This is a genomic window from Pseudomonas sp. S5D5, from assembly GCF_003013355.1.
GTDB classification, from domain to species: domain Bacteria; phylum Pseudomonadota; class Gammaproteobacteria; order Pseudomonadales; family Pseudomonadaceae; genus Aquipseudomonas; species Aquipseudomonas aylmerensis.
Genome location: NZ_PTEO01000001.1, coordinates 3683827 through 3703107, shown reverse-complemented (window position 1 = coordinate 3703107; position 19281 = coordinate 3683827). Strand labels below are relative to the sequence as shown.

The 19281-nt window shown below is 63.2% G+C and carries 16 protein-coding genes; 6 read left to right on the top strand and 10 right to left on the bottom strand.

Annotated elements, in window-relative coordinates:
* Window positions 1-6: 6 nt before the first annotated feature.
* The 6 genes from C9990_RS16960 to C9990_RS16935 all read right to left on the bottom strand — a co-directional run bounded on the left by C9990_RS16960 (window position 7) and on the right by C9990_RS16935 (window position 6399).
* Complete coding sequence (locus tag C9990_RS16960) at window positions 7-1083, bottom strand: nucleoside hydrolase (protein ID WP_106804031.1); 1077 nt, start codon at window positions 1081-1083, stop codon at window positions 7-9.
* A 28-nt stretch (window positions 1084-1111) separates the two neighbouring features.
* Complete coding sequence (locus C9990_RS16955) at window positions 1112-2422, bottom strand: MFS transporter (protein WP_106804030.1); 1311 nt, start codon at window positions 2420-2422, stop codon at window positions 1112-1114.
* Window positions 2423-2740: 318 nt separating this feature from the next.
* Window positions 2741-3373, bottom strand: coding sequence for an N-carbamoylsarcosine amidohydrolase (locus C9990_RS16950; protein ID WP_106804029.1), 633 nt, complete (start codon window positions 3371-3373; stop codon window positions 2741-2743).
* 331 nt (window positions 3374-3704) lie between these two features.
* The gene (locus tag C9990_RS16945) at window positions 3705-4457 is read right to left on the bottom strand and encodes an Asp/Glu racemase (RefSeq protein ID WP_010210656.1); all 753 of its coding nucleotides are present in this window, start codon (window positions 4455-4457) and stop codon (window positions 3705-3707) included.
* A gap of 14 nt (window positions 4458-4471) precedes the next feature.
* Window positions 4472-5269: an alpha/beta fold hydrolase gene (locus tag C9990_RS16940; RefSeq protein WP_106804028.1), complete on the bottom strand. Its 798-nt coding sequence runs from the start codon at window positions 5267-5269 to the stop codon at window positions 4472-4474.
* Window positions 5266-6399 (bottom strand): FAD-dependent monooxygenase, encoded by a 1134-nt coding sequence (locus tag C9990_RS16935; protein WP_065904961.1) that lies wholly within the window; start codon window positions 6397-6399, stop codon window positions 5266-5268. The genes C9990_RS16940 and C9990_RS16935 overlap by 4 nt, the downstream gene beginning before the upstream one ends.
* A 307-nt stretch (window positions 6400-6706) precedes the next feature.
* On the opposite strand from C9990_RS16935, the gene C9990_RS16930 reads away from it, so the two are divergent.
* From C9990_RS16930 to C9990_RS16915, 4 genes are all read left to right on the top strand, one after another.
* Window positions 6707-7759 carry a 2,5-dihydroxypyridine 5,6-dioxygenase gene (locus tag C9990_RS16930; protein WP_106804027.1) on the top strand — a complete coding sequence of 351 codons (1053 nt, stop codon included), beginning with the start codon at window positions 6707-6709 and terminating at the stop codon, window positions 7757-7759.
* 189 nt (window positions 7760-7948) lie between these two features.
* Window positions 7949-8383: a MarR family winged helix-turn-helix transcriptional regulator gene (locus C9990_RS16925; protein ID WP_065904969.1), complete on the top strand. Its 435-nt coding sequence runs from the start codon at window positions 7949-7951 to the stop codon at window positions 8381-8383.
* A gap of 604 nt (window positions 8384-8987) precedes the next feature.
* Entirely contained in the window at window positions 8988-9470 is a 483-nt protein-coding gene (locus tag C9990_RS16920) for a (2Fe-2S)-binding protein (protein ID WP_106804026.1), read from the top strand.
* 5 nt (window positions 9471-9475) lie between these two features.
* Window positions 9476-13003 (top strand): molybdopterin cofactor-binding domain-containing protein, encoded by a 3528-nt coding sequence (locus C9990_RS16915; protein WP_106805677.1) that lies wholly within the window; start codon window positions 9476-9478, stop codon window positions 13001-13003.
* A gap of 69 nt (window positions 13004-13072) precedes the next feature.
* Here C9990_RS16915 and C9990_RS16910 read toward each other — a convergent pair whose 3' ends face one another.
* Window positions 13073-13720, bottom strand: a complete 648-nt coding sequence (locus C9990_RS16910) for a TetR/AcrR family transcriptional regulator (RefSeq protein ID WP_106804025.1) — start codon at window positions 13718-13720, stop codon at window positions 13073-13075.
* Window positions 13721-13879: 159 nt separating this feature from the next.
* On the opposite strand from C9990_RS16910, the gene ggt reads away from it, so the two are divergent.
* Both ggt and C9990_RS16900 read left to right on the top strand, forming a co-directional pair.
* Window positions 13880-15604 carry a gamma-glutamyltransferase gene (gene ggt / locus C9990_RS16905; RefSeq protein ID WP_106804024.1) on the top strand — a complete coding sequence of 575 codons (1725 nt, stop codon included), beginning with the start codon at window positions 13880-13882 and terminating at the stop codon, window positions 15602-15604.
* Between the two features lie 140 nt (window positions 15605-15744).
* Entirely contained in the window at window positions 15745-16539 is a 795-nt protein-coding gene (locus C9990_RS16900) for an exodeoxyribonuclease III (RefSeq protein ID WP_106804023.1), read from the top strand.
* On the opposite strand, the gene C9990_RS16895 is transcribed toward C9990_RS16900, so the two are convergent.
* The 3 genes from C9990_RS16895 to pnuC all read right to left on the bottom strand — a co-directional run bounded on the left by C9990_RS16895 (window position 16536) and on the right by pnuC (window position 19192).
* Window positions 16536-18041: an FAD-dependent oxidoreductase gene (locus C9990_RS16895; protein ID WP_106804022.1), complete on the bottom strand. Its 1506-nt coding sequence runs from the start codon at window positions 18039-18041 to the stop codon at window positions 16536-16538. The two genes, C9990_RS16900 and C9990_RS16895, sit on opposite strands and share 4 nt — an antisense overlap.
* A gap of 69 nt (window positions 18042-18110) precedes the next feature.
* Complete coding sequence (locus tag C9990_RS16890; RefSeq protein WP_106804021.1) at window positions 18111-18632, bottom strand: AAA family ATPase; 522 nt, start codon at window positions 18630-18632, stop codon at window positions 18111-18113.
* The gene (gene pnuC, locus C9990_RS16885; RefSeq protein ID WP_065904985.1) at window positions 18629-19192 is read right to left on the bottom strand and encodes a nicotinamide riboside transporter PnuC; all 564 of its coding nucleotides are present in this window, start codon (window positions 19190-19192) and stop codon (window positions 18629-18631) included. Before pnuC ends, C9990_RS16890 begins: the two co-directional genes overlap by 4 nt.
* Window positions 19193-19281 lie beyond the last annotated feature (89 nt).

Genomic DNA, 19281 nt, shown 5'->3' with positions numbered 1-19281 from the left:
AGCCGGTCAGTGCTTGACCGGCGTCGGCAGGGTCACGAGGTTGACGTAGCCGTCCCAGAATGTCTTCTGATCCACCCCGAACACCACCTTGGCCTTCTGCGTGCCTACCGGGGCGCCTTTCTTGTAGCCCAGTGCGCGGCCGTAGTCGGCGCCAAAGGTGGCGTCCACATCCACCCACAACTTGCGCGACTCGGTCACGATCTGCGGGTTGACCAGGTACAGCGCCGGCAGGCTGTCCCAGGTGAAGCTGTGGTAGCTGGGGTCCTTGTCGAACAACGGGCCGAACTCATGCTTGTACAGGTCGGCAATCGCGCCTTTCTGCGCAATCACGCGCTGGTACACCGACTTGTCGAAGGTGACCTTCTCGCACACGTCGTTGGGGAAAATCACGTGTTCGATGGGCGCGCGCAACACGATCTTCGCCGCCTCCGGGTCGAACCACCAGTTGAACTCCGCTGCCGGCGTGGTATTGCCCGGAATCTCCAGGGCACCGCCCATGTACACGATGCGCTTGATCAGCGGCACGATGTCCGGTGCCGAGCGGATCGCCAGGGCGACGTTGGTCAGCGGGCCGACCGCCAGGATCGTCACCTGATGCGGGTTGGCCCTTACGCTGTCGACGATGAATTGCGCGGCGGTTTCCTTGCGCAGCTGGGTGTGGGTCGCCAGGCCATCCGGTGGCGCGACCAGTTGGGAGGGCGAGGTCGGTCGCGGGTTCTTGAACGCTCCCGGCCAGCCTGAGCCGAACAGGGCTTTTTCCGCCTCGTAGGTGGCGTAGTCATGCAGCAGCGGGTAGGCGGCGCCGGAATACACGCCGACCTCTTTCTCCACGCCCATGCGCTCCACGGCCTTGAGGGCGTCGACCTGTTCCTGGTCGACCCAGGCGTTGCCGCTGACCAAGGTCATGCCCAGCAGGTCGATGCGTTTTTGCGCGTGCAGTTGGGCGAGCATGATGAAGGCCTGGCCGTCATCGTTGAGCACATTGAAGTCAGTGTCGAAGATGACTTTTTCCGCTGCCTGCGCGGTGCCGGCACACAGGCCGACCGCGACAAGCAGGGCACAGCGTTTCAGAAAGCCTTGCATGGTGGTTCATCCGAAAGAGTGGGTGTGATCAACGGTTCACCAGTTTCGCCGGCAAGGCGATGACCAGGAAGCTGCTGAGAATCAGGCAGCCGGCGAAAAACCACAAGGCACCCGCGCTGCTGCCTGTGACGTCGATCGCCACCCCCATCAACGAGTTGCTCACCAGGCCGGCGATATTCGCCAGCGAGCAGGCCAGGGCGAAGCCGGTAGCCGCGGCGGTGCCTTTGAGAAAGGTCGCCGGCAGGCTGAAGAACACCGGCACCGCGCCGATGATCGCCGCCGAGGCAATCGCGAACAAGGCGACGGTGGCCGCGACGTTGTGGGTAAAGAACGTGCTGGTGGCCATCGCGGCGGCGCCGATGAAAAACGGCACGATGATGTGCCAGCGGCGTTCGCGGTGTTTGTCTGAACTGGCGCCGATCAGCAGCATACCCAGCAGTGCAGCGACGCTTGGCAGCGCGGTGAGGATGCCGATATGGAAGGTGTCGGTGACCCCGGCGTTGCGAATGAAGGTCGGCATCCAGAAGCCCATGGCGTAGGCGCTGAGCAGGATCGAGAAGTCGATACCGCCGAGCATCCACACTTTGAGGTTGAAGAAACCGTCACGGAAGCTGTGCTTGCTGCCGTTGCTGTCGGCGTCGTCCTTGCGCAGCTCGGTTTCCAGCAGGGCCTTTTCTTCGTCCGACAGCCACTTGGCCTGTTGGTAGGTGTTGGGCAGTGCCCAGAACGTCAGTACGCCGAGCAGCACGCTGGGCACGGCTTCGATCAGGAACAGCCATTGCCAGCCGCGCAGGCCGGCCATGTGATCGAAGTGGCCCATGATCCAGCCGGACAACGGCCCGCCGATCACGCTGGACAGCGGCAGGCCGATCATGAACAGCGCGATGATGCGCCCGCGTCGGTAGGTGGGGAACCAGGTGGTCAGGTAGTACAGCACGCCCGGCAGGAAGCCGGCTTCGGCGGCGCCGAGCAGAAAGCGCAGGATGTAGAACTGGGTGGTGGAGGTGACCAGCATGGTGCAGGCCGACAGCAGGCCCCAGGTGATCATGATGCGCGCGATCCAGATCTTCGCACCGACCCGTTCCAGCACCAGGTTGCTCGGGACTTCAAACAGGATATAGCCGACAAAGAACAGGCCGGCGCCAAGGCCGAACGCGGTTTCGCTGAACTGCAACTGGTCGAGCATCTGCAGTTTGGCGAAACCGATGTTGATCCGGTCGAGGTACGCGGCCAGATAACAGAAACACAGGAACGGAATCAGCTTCCAGGTGATCTTGTGGTAAAGCGTGTTGACCGGGTCGGCGACCGTGGTCGCGGGCGCTGCATTCGCAATGGGCATCGGGGTGTCTCCTGGCGGTGACTTATGGTTTTTATACAGCCGCTTTTCTTTCAGCACTTCGGAGTGCTGTAGAAGCGACTTCCAAAGGCAGTGTCAGAAGACTGAGGGGGCCTGGAGGCGATCACGGGTGGGAACCGGCCTGGGTGGGCGCGGGCTTGACTGCGATGACATCGACGCGGTGTAGCTGATACACCGCAGCGTCTGCATCGCGGGCAAGCCCGGCTCCCACAGGGATCGGTTCCCACGGGGGACTGCATTCCAAGGCCTGGGCCTCAGTTTTTCAAGACCGCGCTCTATGGCGCGGTTCTCGGTACCGTCTTATTGCTCCCTGAATTTGCTCATGGCCTCCTGTTTGCTCACCACGTCGCCGTACTTGCTGTCGATATCGAACAGGTTGGCTTCGTGGGGCGCGGGGTGTCGGTCGCCGACGCACTCGCGCACGACGATGGTGCGAAACCCGTGTTGCACCGCGTCCACCGCCGTTGCACGAATGCAGCCGCTGGTGGAGCAGCCGGCGAGGACCACCGTGTCGATACCCTGGGCGTGCAGCATCGGGGCCAGGCTGCTGCCAAAAAACGCACTGGCGTATTGTTTGGTGATCACCACTTCATCGGCCTGGGGCAGCACCTCGACGCAGAACGCCGCGAGCGGGTTGCCTTCGACCATGTCTTTCATCACCGGGGCCTTCTTGACCCAGATGCCGCCGTCGGCGAAATGGCCGGGATGGTAACGGATATTGGTGTGTACCACCGCAATCCCGTGCCGGCGTGCGGTGGCCAGCAGCTCGACGCTTTCCGCCACGGCGATCACCACTTCGGGGGCATAGAGCGGCGCGCCTTCGGTGGTGTAGCCCTGCATGAAGTCGATCATCAGCAATGCGGCTTTTTTGCCGAAGCCGATACGGTTGCCCCAGACGCCTTGATAGTTGGCGTCGGCGGATTGTTCAGTCATGTTCGACCCTCATTGATGGGTGGTGCACAGGCTCTGTTTTTGTGGTGAGCGAGCTTTTTATGGTGAGCAGGCTTGTTGTCGTGAGCGGGCTTTTTTTGTGGTGAGCGGGCTTGCCCCGCGTTGGGTGGCGAAGCCGCCCCAATAGAGCCCATGAGGTCTTTCAGGCAGTCCGCGGTGCCTGGTTTCAGGGCGGCTTCGCCCCCCAACGCGGGGCAAGCCCGCTCACCACAACAAGCCTGCAGTCCACAAAAAAGCCTGCAATTCACAACAAGCCCGCTCACAACAAAACAAGCGCGCCTACCACAAAAGTCTCAGCCACTCCCTCGCTCCCTCAATAAGCACCAGACAGCAGGGCGCCCGCGCCGGGGACGATGGGTTCCAGGTCCAGGGCCTTGAGCATGGCGTAAGTGGTGGCGATGGCGGCGGTAAGCACTGGTTTGCCGGTTTGCGCCTCGACCTTGGCCACCACTGGCAGCGACTGCATCTGCACGCAGGCCGATAGCACGATCACGTCGACGCCTTCCAAGTTCATCCCGGCGACGATGGCCGGCAGGTTGGCCGGGTCGTGGCGGGCCACTTCGAGGTTGTCGGGAATCTCCAGCGCACGCCAGTCCACCACCTCGAAGCCTTCTTCACGGATGTAGTTCACCACCAGTTCGGTCAGCGGCTTCATGTACGGCGCGACAATCGCGATGCGCTTGGCACCCATCACCTTGAGGCCTTCGATCAGCGCGCCGGCACTGGTGATGACCGGGGCGTTGGCGTCGTTGTCAGCAGTGGCCTTGCGCAGGCGCTGTTCGGAATTGCGGTGGTAACCCAGGCCCATGGCCATGATCGCCACCAGGCACGCGTAGCCCAGCACGTCGACCTTGGCGTCGGACAGCTCGACGGCGCAACGGTCGGACTCGCCGTCCATGGCCGCCAGTTCTTCCTTGCGCACTTGCTTCATGCGCATGCGGCTGGAGTGAAAGGTAAAACGCTCGGGCCGGATCGCCTGGCGGGCGGTGAGCATCGCCGGGATCTCGGTTTCCATGGTGGTATTGGAACTCGGCACGATCTGGCCGATGCGGTAAGGCTTCTGCATGGTGGTCTCCATGGTTATTGTTCGAGGAAGTCGCCGAGGGCGTGGAAGAAACCGTCGAGGTCATCCCAGGGAATCATGTGTCCGGCATTCGGCACACGGGCGACCTGGATGCCGGGTTGCAGGTCCTGGATTTCGGCAATGTCGTCATCGAGGATCACGCCCCCACGCCCGGCCACCATCAACAGGGCAGGGGCCTTCAGATGGAGCAGGTGCTGGTGGAAATCCACGCTGTGGAAGTCATTGAAGGCACGCACGATGGCGGGCTCGTAGCAGGTGTGCAGCCATTCCGCGCGCAGCTGCAGCTGCTCGTCGGTCCAGGTGGCGCAGAAGGCGCGCATCGCCTCCGCATCCATGCCGACCTGCGATTGGCGGATCGAATCGACATACCACGGCAGCTTGCTCGGGTATTCGCGGCGACCCGGGCCGGAGACGGGCGGGTCGATCAGCACCACGCGGTTGACGCCCTGGGGATGCAGCACGGCGCTGCGAACAGCAAAGCGCGCGCCCATCGAGTGGCCCATCAGGTGGTAGCTCTCAAGGCCGAGTGCGTCGGCAAAGGCACCGATGTCCTCGGCGCAGGTGTCGGCGCTGTAGTCCAGTTCGGGCCCGGTCGACGACAAGCCGCGACCGCGTACGTCCAGCACGTAGGTGTCGAACTGCGCGCCAAGACGCTCGGCGACGAAGCCCCAGGTGATCGCCGGGCTGGTGATGCCGGGGATCAGGATCAGCGCCGGGCCTTTGCCGCCGTAGCGCAGGTAGTGCTGGCGAATGCCGTTGGCCTGGACGTTGCCGCCGTAGAGGTAGGTGCTCACGCGGCCACCCCCGACTTCAGTTCCTGGGCATACAGGTCATAGCCGTAGACCCAGGCCGGGTCTTCCTGGGTCCGCAGCCAGGTATTGGCGTTGGACACGGCCTGCACGCGGGAGGCGCGCTCCTTGCGGTTGGCTTCGTAGAGCTGGAACGCGGTGCGGTAGTCGCTGATCCCGGTTTCCTGCAGGCAGCGGGTAAGCATCGCCGCGTCTTCGATGGCCATGCCGGCCCCCTGGGCCATGTGGGGTTTCATCGGGTGGCAGGCGTCGCCCAGCAGCACCAGGCGACCACGGCTCCACAGTGGCAACGGGTTGCGGTTGCGCAGCGGCCATTTGGTCACGCTTTCGGTGGACTCGATCAGCGCCTGCACGGTGGGGTGGTAGCCCTTGAACGCGTCGAACATCTCTTCGCGGCTACTGTCGACGAACGCGCCCTGGAAGTCCCATTCGGCATGCGGCACGCCGGTCACGTAGTAGTACTCGTCGCGCTTGCCGGTGGTGTAATACACCATCATGTGGCGGTCTTCGGTCCACCACTTGATGCAGTCTTCGAACTTGAGGTCGTACTTGGCCAGCTGGTCGCCACGGATCAGCGCGCGGTGCGCAACCCAGCCGCTGTACAGCGGTTTTTCCACGCCGAGCAGTTCTTCGCGGATCTTTGAATTGATGCCATCGGCGCCGATCACGATGTCGGCGTAGGTCACTTCGCCGTCGGCGAAGGTCAGGCGCACCTGGGTGTCGGTTTCTTCGAGGGTTTCCAGGCGCTTGTTGAAGTGCAGGGTGCCGGGCTTGAGGGTGGACATCTGCAGCGCGTGCAGGTCGCCACGGTGCACGGTGATGTAGGACGCGCCGTAGCCGGTGAGTGGAATGCGCGAGAGGTAGTCGCCACTTTCACCGCAGCGGCTGAACCAGTGCTCGGGGTGCGAGCCCATCAGGTCCAGCTGCTTTTCGATGCCCATGCGCCGGAAGATTTTCATGATGTTGGGGCCCATGTGGATCCCCGCGCCCAGTCGGGAAAATTCCGGCGCCTGCTCGTACACGTCCACATCGAAACCGGCTTGCTGCAACAGGGTGGCTGCAGCCGCGCCGCCCAGGCCGGCACCGACGATGGCGATTTTTTGTGTGCTTCCCATGGGGCGTGATCCTCTCTCTTGTTGATTGTCGGCGGCGTCTGTCCGCAAGGTTTTTAAAGTGTATACGCTCATTTTTTGAAATGGGAAGCCCACCTTTAAAAATTTATTTTTCAACCGTTATTTTCATCTGTAACGCTTTTTACCCTTTATCTGTTGGGTTTGTGTGGAAAGGTAACGTTTTGGTGTGGTGCTTGCAGTTCGCCTTCAATTCAGGTCTTATCGTTATTAAATGGCGTATACGCTATAAAAATGCACCAGAGTGAAGCGCGGTGCCTGAACGTGGTGCAGCCCCAGAGGAGACAGGAAAATGCCGGTAAGCGATTGCGAACTGACCCAGATGTTTGAACACGTGCTGACGCTGTCGAAGGTCGACCCGACGCAGAGCGTCGCGGTGCTCAAGAGCCATTACTCCGACCCGCGCACCGTGCGCGCGGCGATGGATGCGGCGCAGCGCCTGGGGGCCAAGGTGTATGCGGTGGAGTTGCCATCGTTCAATCACCCACGGGCGATGGGCAATGACATGACTGCCTACTGCGGCGACACGGCGCTGACCGGCAATATCGCCGCGCAACGCGCGCTGGAGGCGGCCGACCTGATTGTCGACACGATGATGTTGCTGCATTCGCCGGAGCAGGAGCAGATCCTCAAGACCGGCACACGTATCCTGCTGGCCGTGGAGCCGCCGGAAGTGCTGGCGCGGATGCTGCCTACCGAGGAAGACAAGGTGCGTGTGCTGGCTGCCGAGCAGTTGTTGAAGCAGGCGCGCTCGATTCATGTGAAGTCGCGTGCCGGCAGCGATTTTCGCGCTGCACTGGGGCAATACCCGTCGGTGACCGAGTACGGATTTGCCGACGAGCCTGGGCGCTGGGACCACTGGCCCAGCGGCTTCCTGTTCTCCTGGCCCAACGAAGAAACCGCCGAGGGCGTGCTGGTGCTGGACATCGGCGACATCCTGCTGCCGTTCAAGACCTACACCCGCGAGAAGATCACCCTGGAGATCGAGAAGGGCTTTATCACTGGTATCCATGGGGGATTCGAGGCCGAGTACCTGCGCGACTACATGAAGTACTTCAACGACCCCGAGGTGTACGGCATCTCCCACATCGGCTGGGGCCTGCAGCCTCGGGCGCAGTGGACTGCCATGGGCCTGCACGACAAGAACGACGGCATGTGCATGGACGCGCGGGCGTTCTACGGCAATTTCCTCTTCTCCACCGGGCCGAACACCGAAGTGGGCGGGACGCGCAAGACGCCGTGCCACATGGACATTCCGCTGCGCAATTGCGATGTGTACCTGGATGACCAGGCCGTCGTCATCGCCGGCGATGTGGTCGCACCGCCAGCCTCCCTGGCACGCTGAATACCCACTGTGGGAGCGGGCTTGCTCGCGAATGCGCTACGTCGGTCAACAATGCGCCACCTGGCACACCGCATTCGCGAGCAAGCCCGCTCCCACATTTCGACTGCGTTCCGGCAATGAGATCCTTGAGTCATTGCGACAACCTCGCCATCATGCTTCCCCATCGCTAGCCACCCACTGAGCTTCGCCGTGCCTGATTCCTACGTTTTTTCTGAGCAAGTTGGCCACCTGTTGCGCAAGGCTTACCAGCGTCACCTGGCGATTTTTCAGCAGAATGTCGGCGACTCCCAGCTCACCGCCGTGCAGTTCGTCACCCTGTGTGCGCTGCGCGATCACGGTGCAAGTTCGCTGACTGAACTGGTCAAGGCCACGGCAGTGGACCAGGCGACCATTCGCGGTATCGTCGAGCGGCTCAAGGCCAAGGAATTGATCACGCTTGAGCCCGACCCGCAGGACAAGCGCAAAGTCGTGGTCGACCTGTCCCCGGCCGGCGCCGAACTGGTCGCGCAAACCGCGCCGCGTGCTGCGCAGATCAGTGAATTGACCATGAGCAACCTCAACCCCGCCGAACGCGTGGCAGTGCTGTTTCTGTTGCGCAAGATGATCGAGGATCCGCAGGAGTAGGGCGGCAGGGTTGTGAGCTGACCAGCGGTGCTCAGCAAACGTCCCTGTGGTGAGCAGACTTGCTTGTGGTGAGCGGGCTTGCTTATGTTGAGCAGGCTTGCTTGTGGTGAGCGGGCTTGCCCCGCGTTGGGGCGCGAAGCGGCCCCTTTCAAGCATGCTGAGTTATTGCTGAAGAATTGCGGAGTGTGGTTTTGGGGCCGCTTCGCAGCCCAACGCGGGGCAAGCCCGCTCGCCACAAAGAAGACTGCTCACTACAGGCAGTCTGTTCACCACAAAGAAGGCTGCTCACCACAGGAAGTCTGTTCACCACAAAGAAGGCTGCTCACCACAGGCAGTCTGTTCACCACAAAGAAGGCTGCTCACCACAGGCAGTCTGTTCACCACAAAGAAGGCTGCTCACCACAGGCAGTCTGTTCACCACAATAAGTCAGTTCACCACAGGTAGTCTGTTAACCACTTCCCCCCCCATTGGCACCGTTTTTGCTCCAGGTTGATGTAGCAGCCACTTCATCAGTCAAGTGTGTCGTGAGACCCCAGGTCCGCGGCGCTTTTTTTTGACTGTTTAGTGTAGTGACTACTTCACCAACTGTTACGAGCGAAGCGAATGATCAGCCAGCACATCACGGTAACGCTTGAGGTCAACGGGCAGCAAAGCGACGTCAGCGCCATGGCGGATACGCCGCTGTTGTTGGTGTTGCGCAATGACCTGCAGCTCAACGGCCCCAAGTACGGCTGCGGCCTGGGCGAGTGCGGTGCCTGCACGGTGATCATCGATGGCGTGGCGGCGCGTTCCTGTGTGTTCCCGCTGTCCGGCGCGGTGGGGCGCGAGATTGTCACCCTGGAAGGCCTCGGCACGCGCCAGGCGCCGCATCCGGTGCAGCAGGCCTTTATCGATGAGCAGGCCGCGCAATGCGGCTATTGCCTCAACGGCATGATCATGACCACCAAGGCCTTGCTCGACCGTAACCCCAACCCCAGCGAAGCCCAGGTGCGCAACGAGCTGTCGGGCAACCTCTGTCGCTGCGGCACCCATATCGAAATCCTCCGCGCGGTGCTGCGTGCCGCTCGCCTCATGACCGTGGATTGATGACCATGACCGACACTCCGCTTTCCCGTGACCAGTGGCTGGCCAAGGCCGGCGTCCTGTTGATCGTCGATGACGTGCTGCCGCCTTCGGGCCCGGTGGCCAAGGGCGGTACGCCGACCGTGAAGCCCAAGGAACTGGGGCTGTTTATCGCCGTCAACGACGACGGCCTGGTGTACGCATTCAACGGCCATGTGGATTTGGGCACCGGCATCCGCACTTCGCTGGCGCAGATCGTCGCCGAAGAACTCGACCTGGGCATGGACCAGGTGAAGATGGTGCTTGGCGACACCGAGCGCGTGCCGAACCAGGGCGCGACGATTGCCAGCGCGACCTTGCAGATTTCCGCCGTGCCCTTGCGCAATGCGGCCGCCGAAGCGCGGCGCTTCTTGCTGGCGCGGGCGGCGGGGCGCTGGGGAGTAAGCACCGCCAGCCTCAAGGTCGACGCCGGTGTGATTCAAACGGCGGACGGGCGCACCACCACCTACGGCGAACTGGTCAGCGGCCAGCACGACCAGTTGCGCATCAGCGGCGACGCACCGCTCAAGGCCGTCGAGGATTACCGCCTGGTGGGCAAGGGTGCTGCGCGGGTGGATATTCCCGGCAAGGCCACCGGCGAACTGACCTATGTGCACGACATGCGCGTGCCCGACATGCTCCATGGGCGGGTGATCCGCCCGCCGTACGCCGGCCTGGATTGCGGCGAGTTTGTCGGCAACAGCCTGCTGCGCGTGGACGAGGCCTCCATCGCGCATATCCCCGGCATCGTCGCAGTCGTGGTGATCCGCGATTTTGTCGGCGTGGTGGCGCTGCGTGAGGAGCAGGCGATCAAGGCCGCCGAAGCGCTGCAGGTGCACTGGAAACCTTGGAACAATGGGTTGCCGGACATGAGCGATGTGGAACAGGCCATCCGCGACAATCCACGGGTGCGCCGCACTGTTCTCGACCAGGGCAATGTCGATGAAGCGCTGGCGGGTACCAGCCAGCGCTTGTCGCGCAGTTATTTGTGGCCTTACCAGATGCACGGTTCGATCGGCCCGTCCTGTGGCGTGGCGGACTACCAAGCCAGTGGCAGTCGCGTCTGGTCCGGCAGCCAGAACCCGCACCTGTTGCGCGCTGACCTCGCATGGCTGCTCGAATGCGATGAAGCGCTGATCGACGTGATCCGCATGGAAGCCTCCGGCTGCTACGGGCGTAACTGCGCTGACGATGTCTGCGCCGACGCCTTGCTGCTGTCGCGCGCGGTGGGCAAGCCGGTGCGGGTGCAATTGACCCGCGAGCAGGAACACTTGTGGGAACCCAAGGGCACCGGGCAGTTGATGGACGTCGACGGTGGCCTCAACGCCGACGGCAGCATCGCCGCCTATGACTTCGAAACCAGCTACCCGTCCAACGGCGCGCCGACCCTGGCATTGCTGCTGACGGGGCGCGTGGAGCCGGTGGCGGCGATGTTCGAAATGGGCGACCGCACCTCGATCCCGCCGTACGACATCGACAACATGCGCGTGACCATCAACGACATGGCGCCCATCGTGCGTGCGTCGTGGATGCGCGGCGTGTCGGCGTTGCCCAATACCTTCGCGCATGAATCCTATATCGATGAACTGGCGTTTGCCGCTGGCGTCGACCCGGTGGAATACCGCCTGCGCTACCTCAAGGACGAGCGCGCCATCGACCTGGTGAAATCCACCGCCGAACGCGCCAACTGGTCGCCGCGCACCGCACCGATGCAGACCGCCAATCCAGACCACCTGCTGCGTGGCCGTGGCTTTGCCTACGCGCGCTACATCCACAGCAAGTTTCCCGGCTTCGGCGCGGCATGGGCGGCCTGGGTCGCGGACGTGGCGATCGACAAGCAGACCGGCGATGTGTCGGTGACGCGGGTGGTGATCGGTCATGATTCGGGGATGATGATCAACCCGGCGGGGGTGCAGCATCAGATCCACGGCAATGTGATCCAGTCCACCAGCCGCGTGCTCAAGGAGCGCGTGACCTTTGAAGAGTCGACGGTGGCGAGCAAAGAGTGGGGCGGTTATCCGATCCTGACGTTCCCGCAGGTGCCGCAGATCGACGTGCTGATGATGCCGCGCCAGGACCAGCCACCGATGGGCGCCGGTGAGTCAGCCTCGGTGCCCAGCGCGGCGGCGATTGCCAATGCGATCTACGATGCCACCGGGATTCGCTTTCGCGAGTTGCCGATCACCCCGGAGCGCGTATTGGCGGCGTTGAACGCCGGCACCTTGGGTGAGCCGGCCAAGTCGCCGCAAAAACGCCGCAAATGGTGGTTCGGTGCACTGTTCGCGAGCTTGGGCGCGCTGCTGGCCACGGCCTGGCCGTTTCACCCCGAGATCGCGCCGATAGCGCCGCCCAGCGCCGGCACCTGGTCCAAGGCCACCCTGGAACGCGGGCGCCTGCTGGCGGCCGTCGGCGATTGCGCGGTGTGCCACACGGCGCCCGGTGGCGCGACCAATGCCGGTGGGCTGGCAATGCAAACGCCCTTCGGCACGCTGTACAGCAGCAACATCACCCCGGATGTCAAAACCGGCATCGGCGCCTGGTCGTACCCGGCGTTCGAGCGAGCGATGCGCGACGGCATTGGCCGTGATGGGCGCAACCTCTACCCGGCGTTTCCCTACACCGCATTTCGCAATATCGACGATGCCGACATGCAGGCCCTGTATGCCTACCTGATGTCCCAGGCCCCGGTCAGCCAGGCGCCGACACCGAATGCCATGCGCTTTCCGTTCAACATCCGGCCGTTGATGGCGGGCTGGAATGCGCTGAACCTGCGGCGCGGTGAGATCACGCCACAGCCTGAACGCGGTGAGCAGTGGAACCGTGGCAACTATCTGGTCAATGGCCTGGGGCACTGTGCCGCCTGCCATTCGCCGCGTAACCTGATGGGCGCGGAGAAGGGCGGCCAGTCGTTCCTGGCGGGGGGCATAGTGGATGGCTGGGAAGCGCCGGCATTGACGGGGTTGTCCAAGGCGCCGACACCGTGGACCGAAGAGCAGTTGTTCACCTATTTGAGCACCGGCTATTCCGAGGCGCACGGGGTGGCGGCCGGCCCGATGGGCCCGGTGGTGAGTGAGTTGGCGAAGTTGCCCAAGGCGGATATCCGCGCGATGGCGGTGTACCTGGCGTCGCTGAATGGCGAGGCGGCGGCCGAGGCCAAGGTCGCCGCCGCGGTGACGGTGCCGAATCCGAATGGCCGACGCGTGTTCGAGGGCTCGTGCAAGGCCTGCCATGCCGACGGCCTGGGGCCGAAGCTGTTTGGGGTCAGCCCCTCATTGGCGACCAATACCAATGTGCACAGCGATCAGCCGGATAATTTGATCAAGGTGATTTTGCAAGGCATCAGCAACCCTGCGACCAAGGACCTGGGGTACATGCCGGGTTTCAAGGACAGCCTGTCGAACACGCAGGTGGCGGAACTGGTTGGCTATCTGCGCGGGCAGTTTGCGCCGAACGCGCCGGCATGGAGTGGCCTGGAGCAGAAGGTCGCTCACTTGCGTGCGAACCCCGGTACGCACTGATAGTCCGGGCGATAAGCCGATCAACTGTGGGCGCCGGGCAAGCCCGGTTTCCACAGTTGGAGTGGGTTTCTATACGGAGACCGGGGTGACGCCTCGCACCACCAAGTCACTGATAAACCCCAGCCAATCCTGCTGCTGCCGCTTGTTCGACAAGTCCTCGCCGAGGAATGAGCTGAGGGTGTGGCGGTTGGAGTTATAGAAGTAGCAGAGCGAGGCGATCATCAGGTACACGTGCTTGAGGTCGACATCCTCGCGGAACACGCCCTGGGCCTGGCCCGCCTCGATGATCGGGCGCAGCACGCCGACTGCTTCCCCGGACAACCGGCGCAATTCGCCGGACTGCTGCGCGTGTTTGCCTTGGTGCAGGTTCTCGATGCTCAGGATCGCCACGAACTCCGGGTGCTTGACGTAGTAGTTCCAGATAAACGCCACCAGTTCGCGCAGGGCCTGCACTGGGGTGTCGAGGTCCAGCTTGAGCGTGCTTTCGGCTTTGTTGAACTGCTCGTAGGTGTGTTCCAGCACGCAGACGAACAGGTGCTCCTTGCTGCCGAAATAGTAATAAAGCATGCGGTCGTTGGAGTCCGCTTCCTTGGAAATGCTGTCGACACGCCCGCCGGAATAGCCGTCGCGGGTAAACACCTTGATCGCCGCCTGCAGGATGCGTGCGCGCGTCTGGTCCGCCTGTTGGGCTCGGATCCCGGTCTTCTTGATTGCCATGCCAGCGCGCCTTCGACGACAGTTTGGCGCGAAATATAGCATGGGCATTTTGCCGGCCGTTCTGTGACCGACAAGTTCTGTAATAAAAACGCCATTGCACTGGGGATTAAACCCGCGACGGGCTATTTTGGTGCGTCTCAATAACTAGAGTAGCCATGGATGAAATACCAACCCTTCAGCCGTACCTTGATTGCCACTGCACTGGTGTTGACGTTCAGTGGCGTTCACGCCGCGTCCCAGGCCCCGGTGGCCGGTGAAAACGGCATGGTGGTGACGGCCCAGCATTTGGCCACTCATGTCGGTGTGGATGTACTCAAGGCCGGCGGCAACGCGGTCGATGCGGCCGTGGCAGTCGGCTACGCGCTGGCCGTGGTGTACCCGGCGGCCGGCAACCTCGGTGGCGGCGGTTTCATGACCGTGCAGTTGGCCGACGGACGCAAGACCTTCCTCGACTTCCGCGAAAAAGCCCCGTTGGCGGCCACCGCCGACATGTACCTGGACAAGGCCGGCAATGTCGTCGAAGGCCTCAGTGCCAAAGGCCATCTGGCCGTCGGCGTGCCCGGCACCGTGTCTGGCATGGAACTGGCCCTGAGCAAATACGGCACCCTCAAGCGCGCCCAGGTGATTGCCCCGGCGATCAAGCTGGCGGAAAACGGTTTCGAGCTGGAGCAGGGTGATATCGACCTTCTGCACACCGCCACCGGCGAGTTCGAAAAAGACCAGGACATGCGCGGGATCTTCCTGCACAACGGCCAGCCGATGCAGGTCGGCCAGAAACTGGTGCAGAAAGACCTGGCCAAGACCCTCAAGGAAATCTCCGCCAAGGGCAGCGACGGCTTCTATAAAGGCTGGGTCGCCAAGGCGCTGGTAGATTCCAGCCAGGCCGGCAAGGGCATCATCACCCAGGCTGACCTCGACAAGTACAAGACCCGTGAACTGGCGCCCATCGAGTGTGACTACCGTGGCTACCACGTGGTCTCGGCACCGCCTCCGAGCTCCGGTGGCGTGGTGATCTGCCAGATCATGAACATCCTCGAAGGCTACCCGATGGCCGACCTCGGCTATCACTCGGCCCAGGGCCTGCACTATCAGATCGAAGCGATGCGCCACGCGTACGTGGACCGTAACAGCTACCTCGGTGACCCGGATTTCGTGAAGAACCCGATCGCCCATCTGCTGGACAAGGACTACGCCGCCAAGCTGCGCGCCGCCATCGAACCGCAGAAGGCCGGGGACTCCCAGGCAATCAAGCCGGGCGTGTCGCCGCATGAAGGCAACAACACCACTCACTATTCGATCGTCGACAAGTGGGGCAACGCGGTGTCGGTGACCTACACCCTCAACGACTGGTTCGGTGCGGGCGTGATGGCGAGCAAGACCGGGGTGATCCTCAACGATGAAATGGACGACTTCACCGTCAAGGTCGGCGTGCCGAACATGTACGGCCTGGTCCAGGGTGAAGCCAACGCCATCGCGCCGGGCAAGGCGCCGCTGTCGTCGATGAGCCCGACCATCGTGACCAAGGATGGCAAGGCCGTGATGGTGGTGGGCACGCCAGGTGGCAGCCGCATCATCACCGCGACGTTGCTGACCATCCTCAATGTCATCGACTACAAGATGAACATTCAGGAAGCCGTGGACGCGCCGCGTTTCCACCAGCAGTGGATGCCGGAGACCACCAATCTCGAGACCTTCGCGGTCAGCCCGGACACCCAGAAGATCCTGGAGAGCTGGGGCCACAAGTTTGCCGGTCCCCAGGATGCCAACCATTTGGCCGCTATCCTGGTCGGTGCGCCATCCCTGGACGGCAAGCCGGTGGGCAACAACCGCTTCTACGGCGCCAACGATCCGCGTCGCAATACCGGTCTGTCCCTGGGCTACTGAGGCCTGAGGGGCTGATGCCGGTGAGCCAGGGACAGCGCAAGGCTGCCCTGGCTGTCGGTATTACGCGCTGGACCGACCTGGATTGAACATCTGCACGCCTTGCAGGCTCTACCCCAAGAGCCCTGCAAGGATCCGCTGCGATGAAAGCCCTGAAAATCGCCACGTTCAATATCAACGGTATTCGTGCCCGCCTGCCCAACCTGTTGCAATGGCTGGCGCGCGATCAGCCCGACATCGTCTGCCTGCAGGAACTCAAGGCGCCCGACAGCCTGTTCCCGTATGCCGACTTCGAAGCCGCCGGCTACGGGGCGATCTGCCTGGGCCAGGCGTCGTGGAATGGCGTGGCGATCCTGGCGCGCGATGCCCAGCCTCTGGAGAGCCGGCGCGGTTTGCCCGGTGACGAGCACGACACGCAAAGCCGCTATGTCGAAGCCGCCGTGCACGGTGTGCTGGTCGGCTGCCTGTACCTGCCCAATGGCAACCCGCAGCCTGGGCCGAAATTCGAGTACAAGCTGGCCTGGTTCGAACGGCTGATTGCCTATGCCCAAGCGTTGCAGGCCAGTGAGCATCCGGTGCTGCTGGCTGGCGATTTCAACGTGGTGCCCACCGACCTGGACATCTACAACCCGCGCTCCTGGCTCAAGGATGCCTTGCTGCAACCGGAAAGCCGCGCCGCGTACCAGCGCCTGCTGGAGCAGGGCTGGACTGATTCCGTGCGCCATCTGTATCCCGAGGCACGGGTGTATACCTTCTGGGATTACTTTCGCCAGCACTGGCAGAAAAACGCCGGCCTGCGCATCGACCACCTGCTGCTCAACCCCGCGCTCACGCCGTACCTCAAGGATGCCGGCGTGGATGCCTGGGTGCGCAACGAGCCGCACGCCAGCGACCATGCGCCGACGTGGATTCAACTGGGCACGCGCAAAAAGCGTTAACGGCGGCGGATGATGTCCAGGGCTTCGGCTTTGCCCAGGGGCTGCTGCATGCGCTGTGAGAGGTCGGCCATGGCCTGCTGGTGTTCACAGGCAATCACCGCTTCAACCTGGTCGCCATGGCAGAGCAGGGCGATGAAATCATGGTGGTGCAGGTCGCCTTCCAGGTGCAGGCGGTTCCAGTGGCGCGGGTGGCCGAGCAGCTCGAAGGTCTTGTCGAAGTGGTAAGTCCAGAAGAACGGCACGTCGGCATACGTTTGGGCTTCACCGAGCATGTTGCGCGCCGCCAGCACCCCCAGTTGCTGGGCCACGCGCCAGTGCTCGATGCGCGTGGGCCGCTGTTGCCAGGCAAAGGTCACGTTGTCGCCGGCGGCCCACAGGCCCGGGGCTGCCTGCAGGTGCGCATCGACCTGCAGTGAGTGGTCCTCGGCTTTTTGCACCCCGTCGATAAAGGCGGTGGCCGGTTGTACGCCGACGCCGATGAGCACCAGGTCGGCGGCCAGGCGATTGCCATTTTTCAACAGCACCGTACTGACGGCGCCATGCCCGTCCAGGCGTTCGGGCTCGGTATTGCTGTGGAAGATCACCCCGTGGTCTTCATGCAACTGGCGGATGGCGGCGCCAATGCGCGGCCCCAATTGCGCGGCCAGCGGGATGGCGTGACGGCTGACAACCTGCACCACGAGGCCACGCTGACGCAGCGCCGACGCTGCCTCCAGGCCGATAAAACTGTCACCGATGATCACCGCGCACGTCGCCGAGGCCGCCGCCGCGCTGATCCGTGCAGCATCGTCGCGGCTGCGCAGCACGAACACGTTATTCAGCACGGCGCCGGGGATGTCCAGGCGCTGGGCGTCGCCGCCGGTGGCCACGAGCGCGGCGTCGTAGTCGAAGTGGCGGCCGTCGACCAGTTCGATGCGTTTGGCCGCGGCGTCGAGGCGCTGCACCTCGCCGTGAATCACCACGGCCTCGTCCAGCAGGGCAGGCGTGTCATCGGCAGCCATCTGGCCGGCAATCACGAATTTGCTCAGGGCGGTGCGATCGTAGGCAGGGTTCGGTTCGCGGTCGATCCACAGCAGGCGCCCGGCAAACCCGTCGCGTTGCAGGCTGGCCACGGCCGCTGCACCTGCCGCGCCGGCACCGATCACCGCGAAGCAGCGTGAATCGTGGGGCAGTGGCGTGGGCTCGGCGCACAGAGCGGTATCGCCGACGCTGACCACGCCATCATGCACTTGCACCGGGTATTGCTTGAGCCCGACCAGTGCCGGGGGTTCCCGCACCGCGCCACTGTCCACGGCAAAGGCCGCCTTGTGCCACGGGCACACGATATGCCCGTTGCAGATCACGCCTTGTTCGAGCGGCGCGCCAGCGTGCGGGCAGTCCGCCTCGAACGCCCGCACCTGGTCGCCGACGCGCACCAGCAGCACGGGGTGGGCGGCGGTTTCGACACGAACACCACGGTTTTCGGGCAGGTTGATCAGGCGGGCAACGATGCGCATGTTCATGGGCCAATCTCCTTTAGAAGATTGACTGGTGAGCAGGGCGATGGACTGCGTTGACCCGATGGTCGGTCGTTATTCCAACACTCGCGCCACGGCGGCGAAGGCTTTGGCGCGGCGTTCCTGCCAATTGCCGCCGATCACCAGGGCGGGCTGCTGGTGCTGCTCGATCCAGTCGAGGCTGGCCTGGAAAAACGCCTGTCGATCGGCCAGTTGCGGTTGGCAGCGTTGCCCGTCCGCCGTCCACTCGACGTCGTCGGGAGACAGCAGCAGGTGCAGGTCGTAATGCCGCGCCAGCAACTCATCGTCGAGCCATGCCGGGTAGTCACCGAACAGCGTCTGGCTCCAGAGTTTGTTGGTCAGCAGGTGCGTGTCGAGAATCAGCAGGCGCGGCTGCTGGGCGCGGGCGGCATCTTCCCAGGCCAGTTGGCCACGGGCAATGGCGGGGATGTCCGCGAGGGTGGTATCACGCTGGTGATGGTCGATGAAATAGCGCACGTATTCACCGACCATCAGCCCGCCGAAGTGCGCCTGCAACTCGGCCGCCAACCAGCTTTTGCCGCTGGACTCGGGGCCGGCGAGTACGACCACTTTCATGCGTGCAACGCCGGATCGGCGCGCCATTCACGCCAGCCCTGCACGGCGATCACGGTAAACAGCGCATACAGCGCGGCGGTGAGGTACAGGCCTTTGTAGAGAAACAGCCCGACGAAGATCACATCCACGGCAATCCACAGCGGCCAGCACTGCACGCGTTTTTGCGCCATCCACATTTGCGCCACCAGGCTGAAGCCGGTGAGGGCGGCGTCCAGCCAGGGTTGGGCGGCGTCGGTCCAATGGGCCATGGCGGCGCCGAGCAACAGGCTGCCGACCGCGCCCACTGCGAGGCTGGCGATGATCGCCGGCACGCCCAGGCTGGTGACCTGGCGCCCCTGCTTGACCTCGCCGGCGCGGGTCCACTGCCACCAGCCGTAGACCTGCAGGGCCGCGTAGACGACTTGCAGGAGCATGTCGGAATACAGCTTCACGTCGAAGAATACCCAGGTGTAGAGCAACACCATGATCAGCCCGATCGGCCAGCACCAAGGGTTCTGCTTGACCGTCAGCCACACGGCAATCACCCCCAGGGCAGCGGCGAACAGTTCAAGCGCGGACATGGTGGTTCCTTGGGCGAATGGCAGAGGGCGGGGATTGTAACCAAAGATCAACCATTGTTGGAGCTGGCTTGCCGGCGATGGCGCCCTTG

Excerpts from the sequence above, each read along its gene's own strand:
- C9990_RS16960 (WP_106804031.1), bottom strand. The coding sequence starts at position 1,083 with ATGCAAGGCTTTCTGAAACGCTGTGCCCTGCTTGTCGCGGTCGGCCTG.
- C9990_RS16910 (WP_106804025.1), bottom strand. The coding sequence starts at position 13,720 with ATGGCAATCAAGAAGACCGGGATCCGAGCCCAACAGGCGGACCAGACG.
- C9990_RS16935 (WP_065904961.1), bottom strand. The coding sequence starts at position 6,399 with ATGGGAAGCACACAAAAAATCGCCATCGTCGGTGCCGGCCTGGGCGGC.
- C9990_RS16890 (WP_106804021.1), bottom strand. The coding sequence starts at position 18,632 with ATGAAAGTGGTCGTACTCGCCGGCCCCGAGTCCAGCGGCAAAAGCTGG.
- pnuC (WP_065904985.1), bottom strand. The coding sequence starts at position 19,192 with ATGTCCGCGCTTGAACTGTTCGCCGCTGCCCTGGGGGTGATTGCCGTG.
- C9990_RS16900 (WP_106804023.1), top strand. The coding sequence starts at position 15,745 with ATGAAAGCCCTGAAAATCGCCACGTTCAATATCAACGGTATTCGTGCC.
- C9990_RS16930 (WP_106804027.1), top strand. The coding sequence starts at position 6,707 with ATGCCGGTAAGCGATTGCGAACTGACCCAGATGTTTGAACACGTGCTG.
- C9990_RS16895 (WP_106804022.1), bottom strand. The coding sequence starts at position 18,041 with ATGAACATGCGCATCGTTGCCCGCCTGATCAACCTGCCCGAAAACCGT.
- C9990_RS16915 (WP_106805677.1), top strand. The coding sequence starts at position 9,476 with ATGACCGACACTCCGCTTTCCCGTGACCAGTGGCTGGCCAAGGCCGGC.
- C9990_RS16955 (WP_106804030.1), bottom strand. The coding sequence starts at position 2,422 with ATGCCCATTGCGAATGCAGCGCCCGCGACCACGGTCGCCGACCCGGTC.
- ggt (WP_106804024.1), top strand. The coding sequence starts at position 13,880 with ATGAAATACCAACCCTTCAGCCGTACCTTGATTGCCACTGCACTGGTG.
- C9990_RS16920 (WP_106804026.1), top strand. The coding sequence starts at position 8,988 with ATGATCAGCCAGCACATCACGGTAACGCTTGAGGTCAACGGGCAGCAA.
- C9990_RS16945 (WP_010210656.1), bottom strand. The coding sequence starts at position 4,457 with ATGCAGAAGCCTTACCGCATCGGCCAGATCGTGCCGAGTTCCAATACC.
- C9990_RS16950 (WP_106804029.1), bottom strand. The coding sequence starts at position 3,373 with ATGACTGAACAATCCGCCGACGCCAACTATCAAGGCGTCTGGGGCAAC.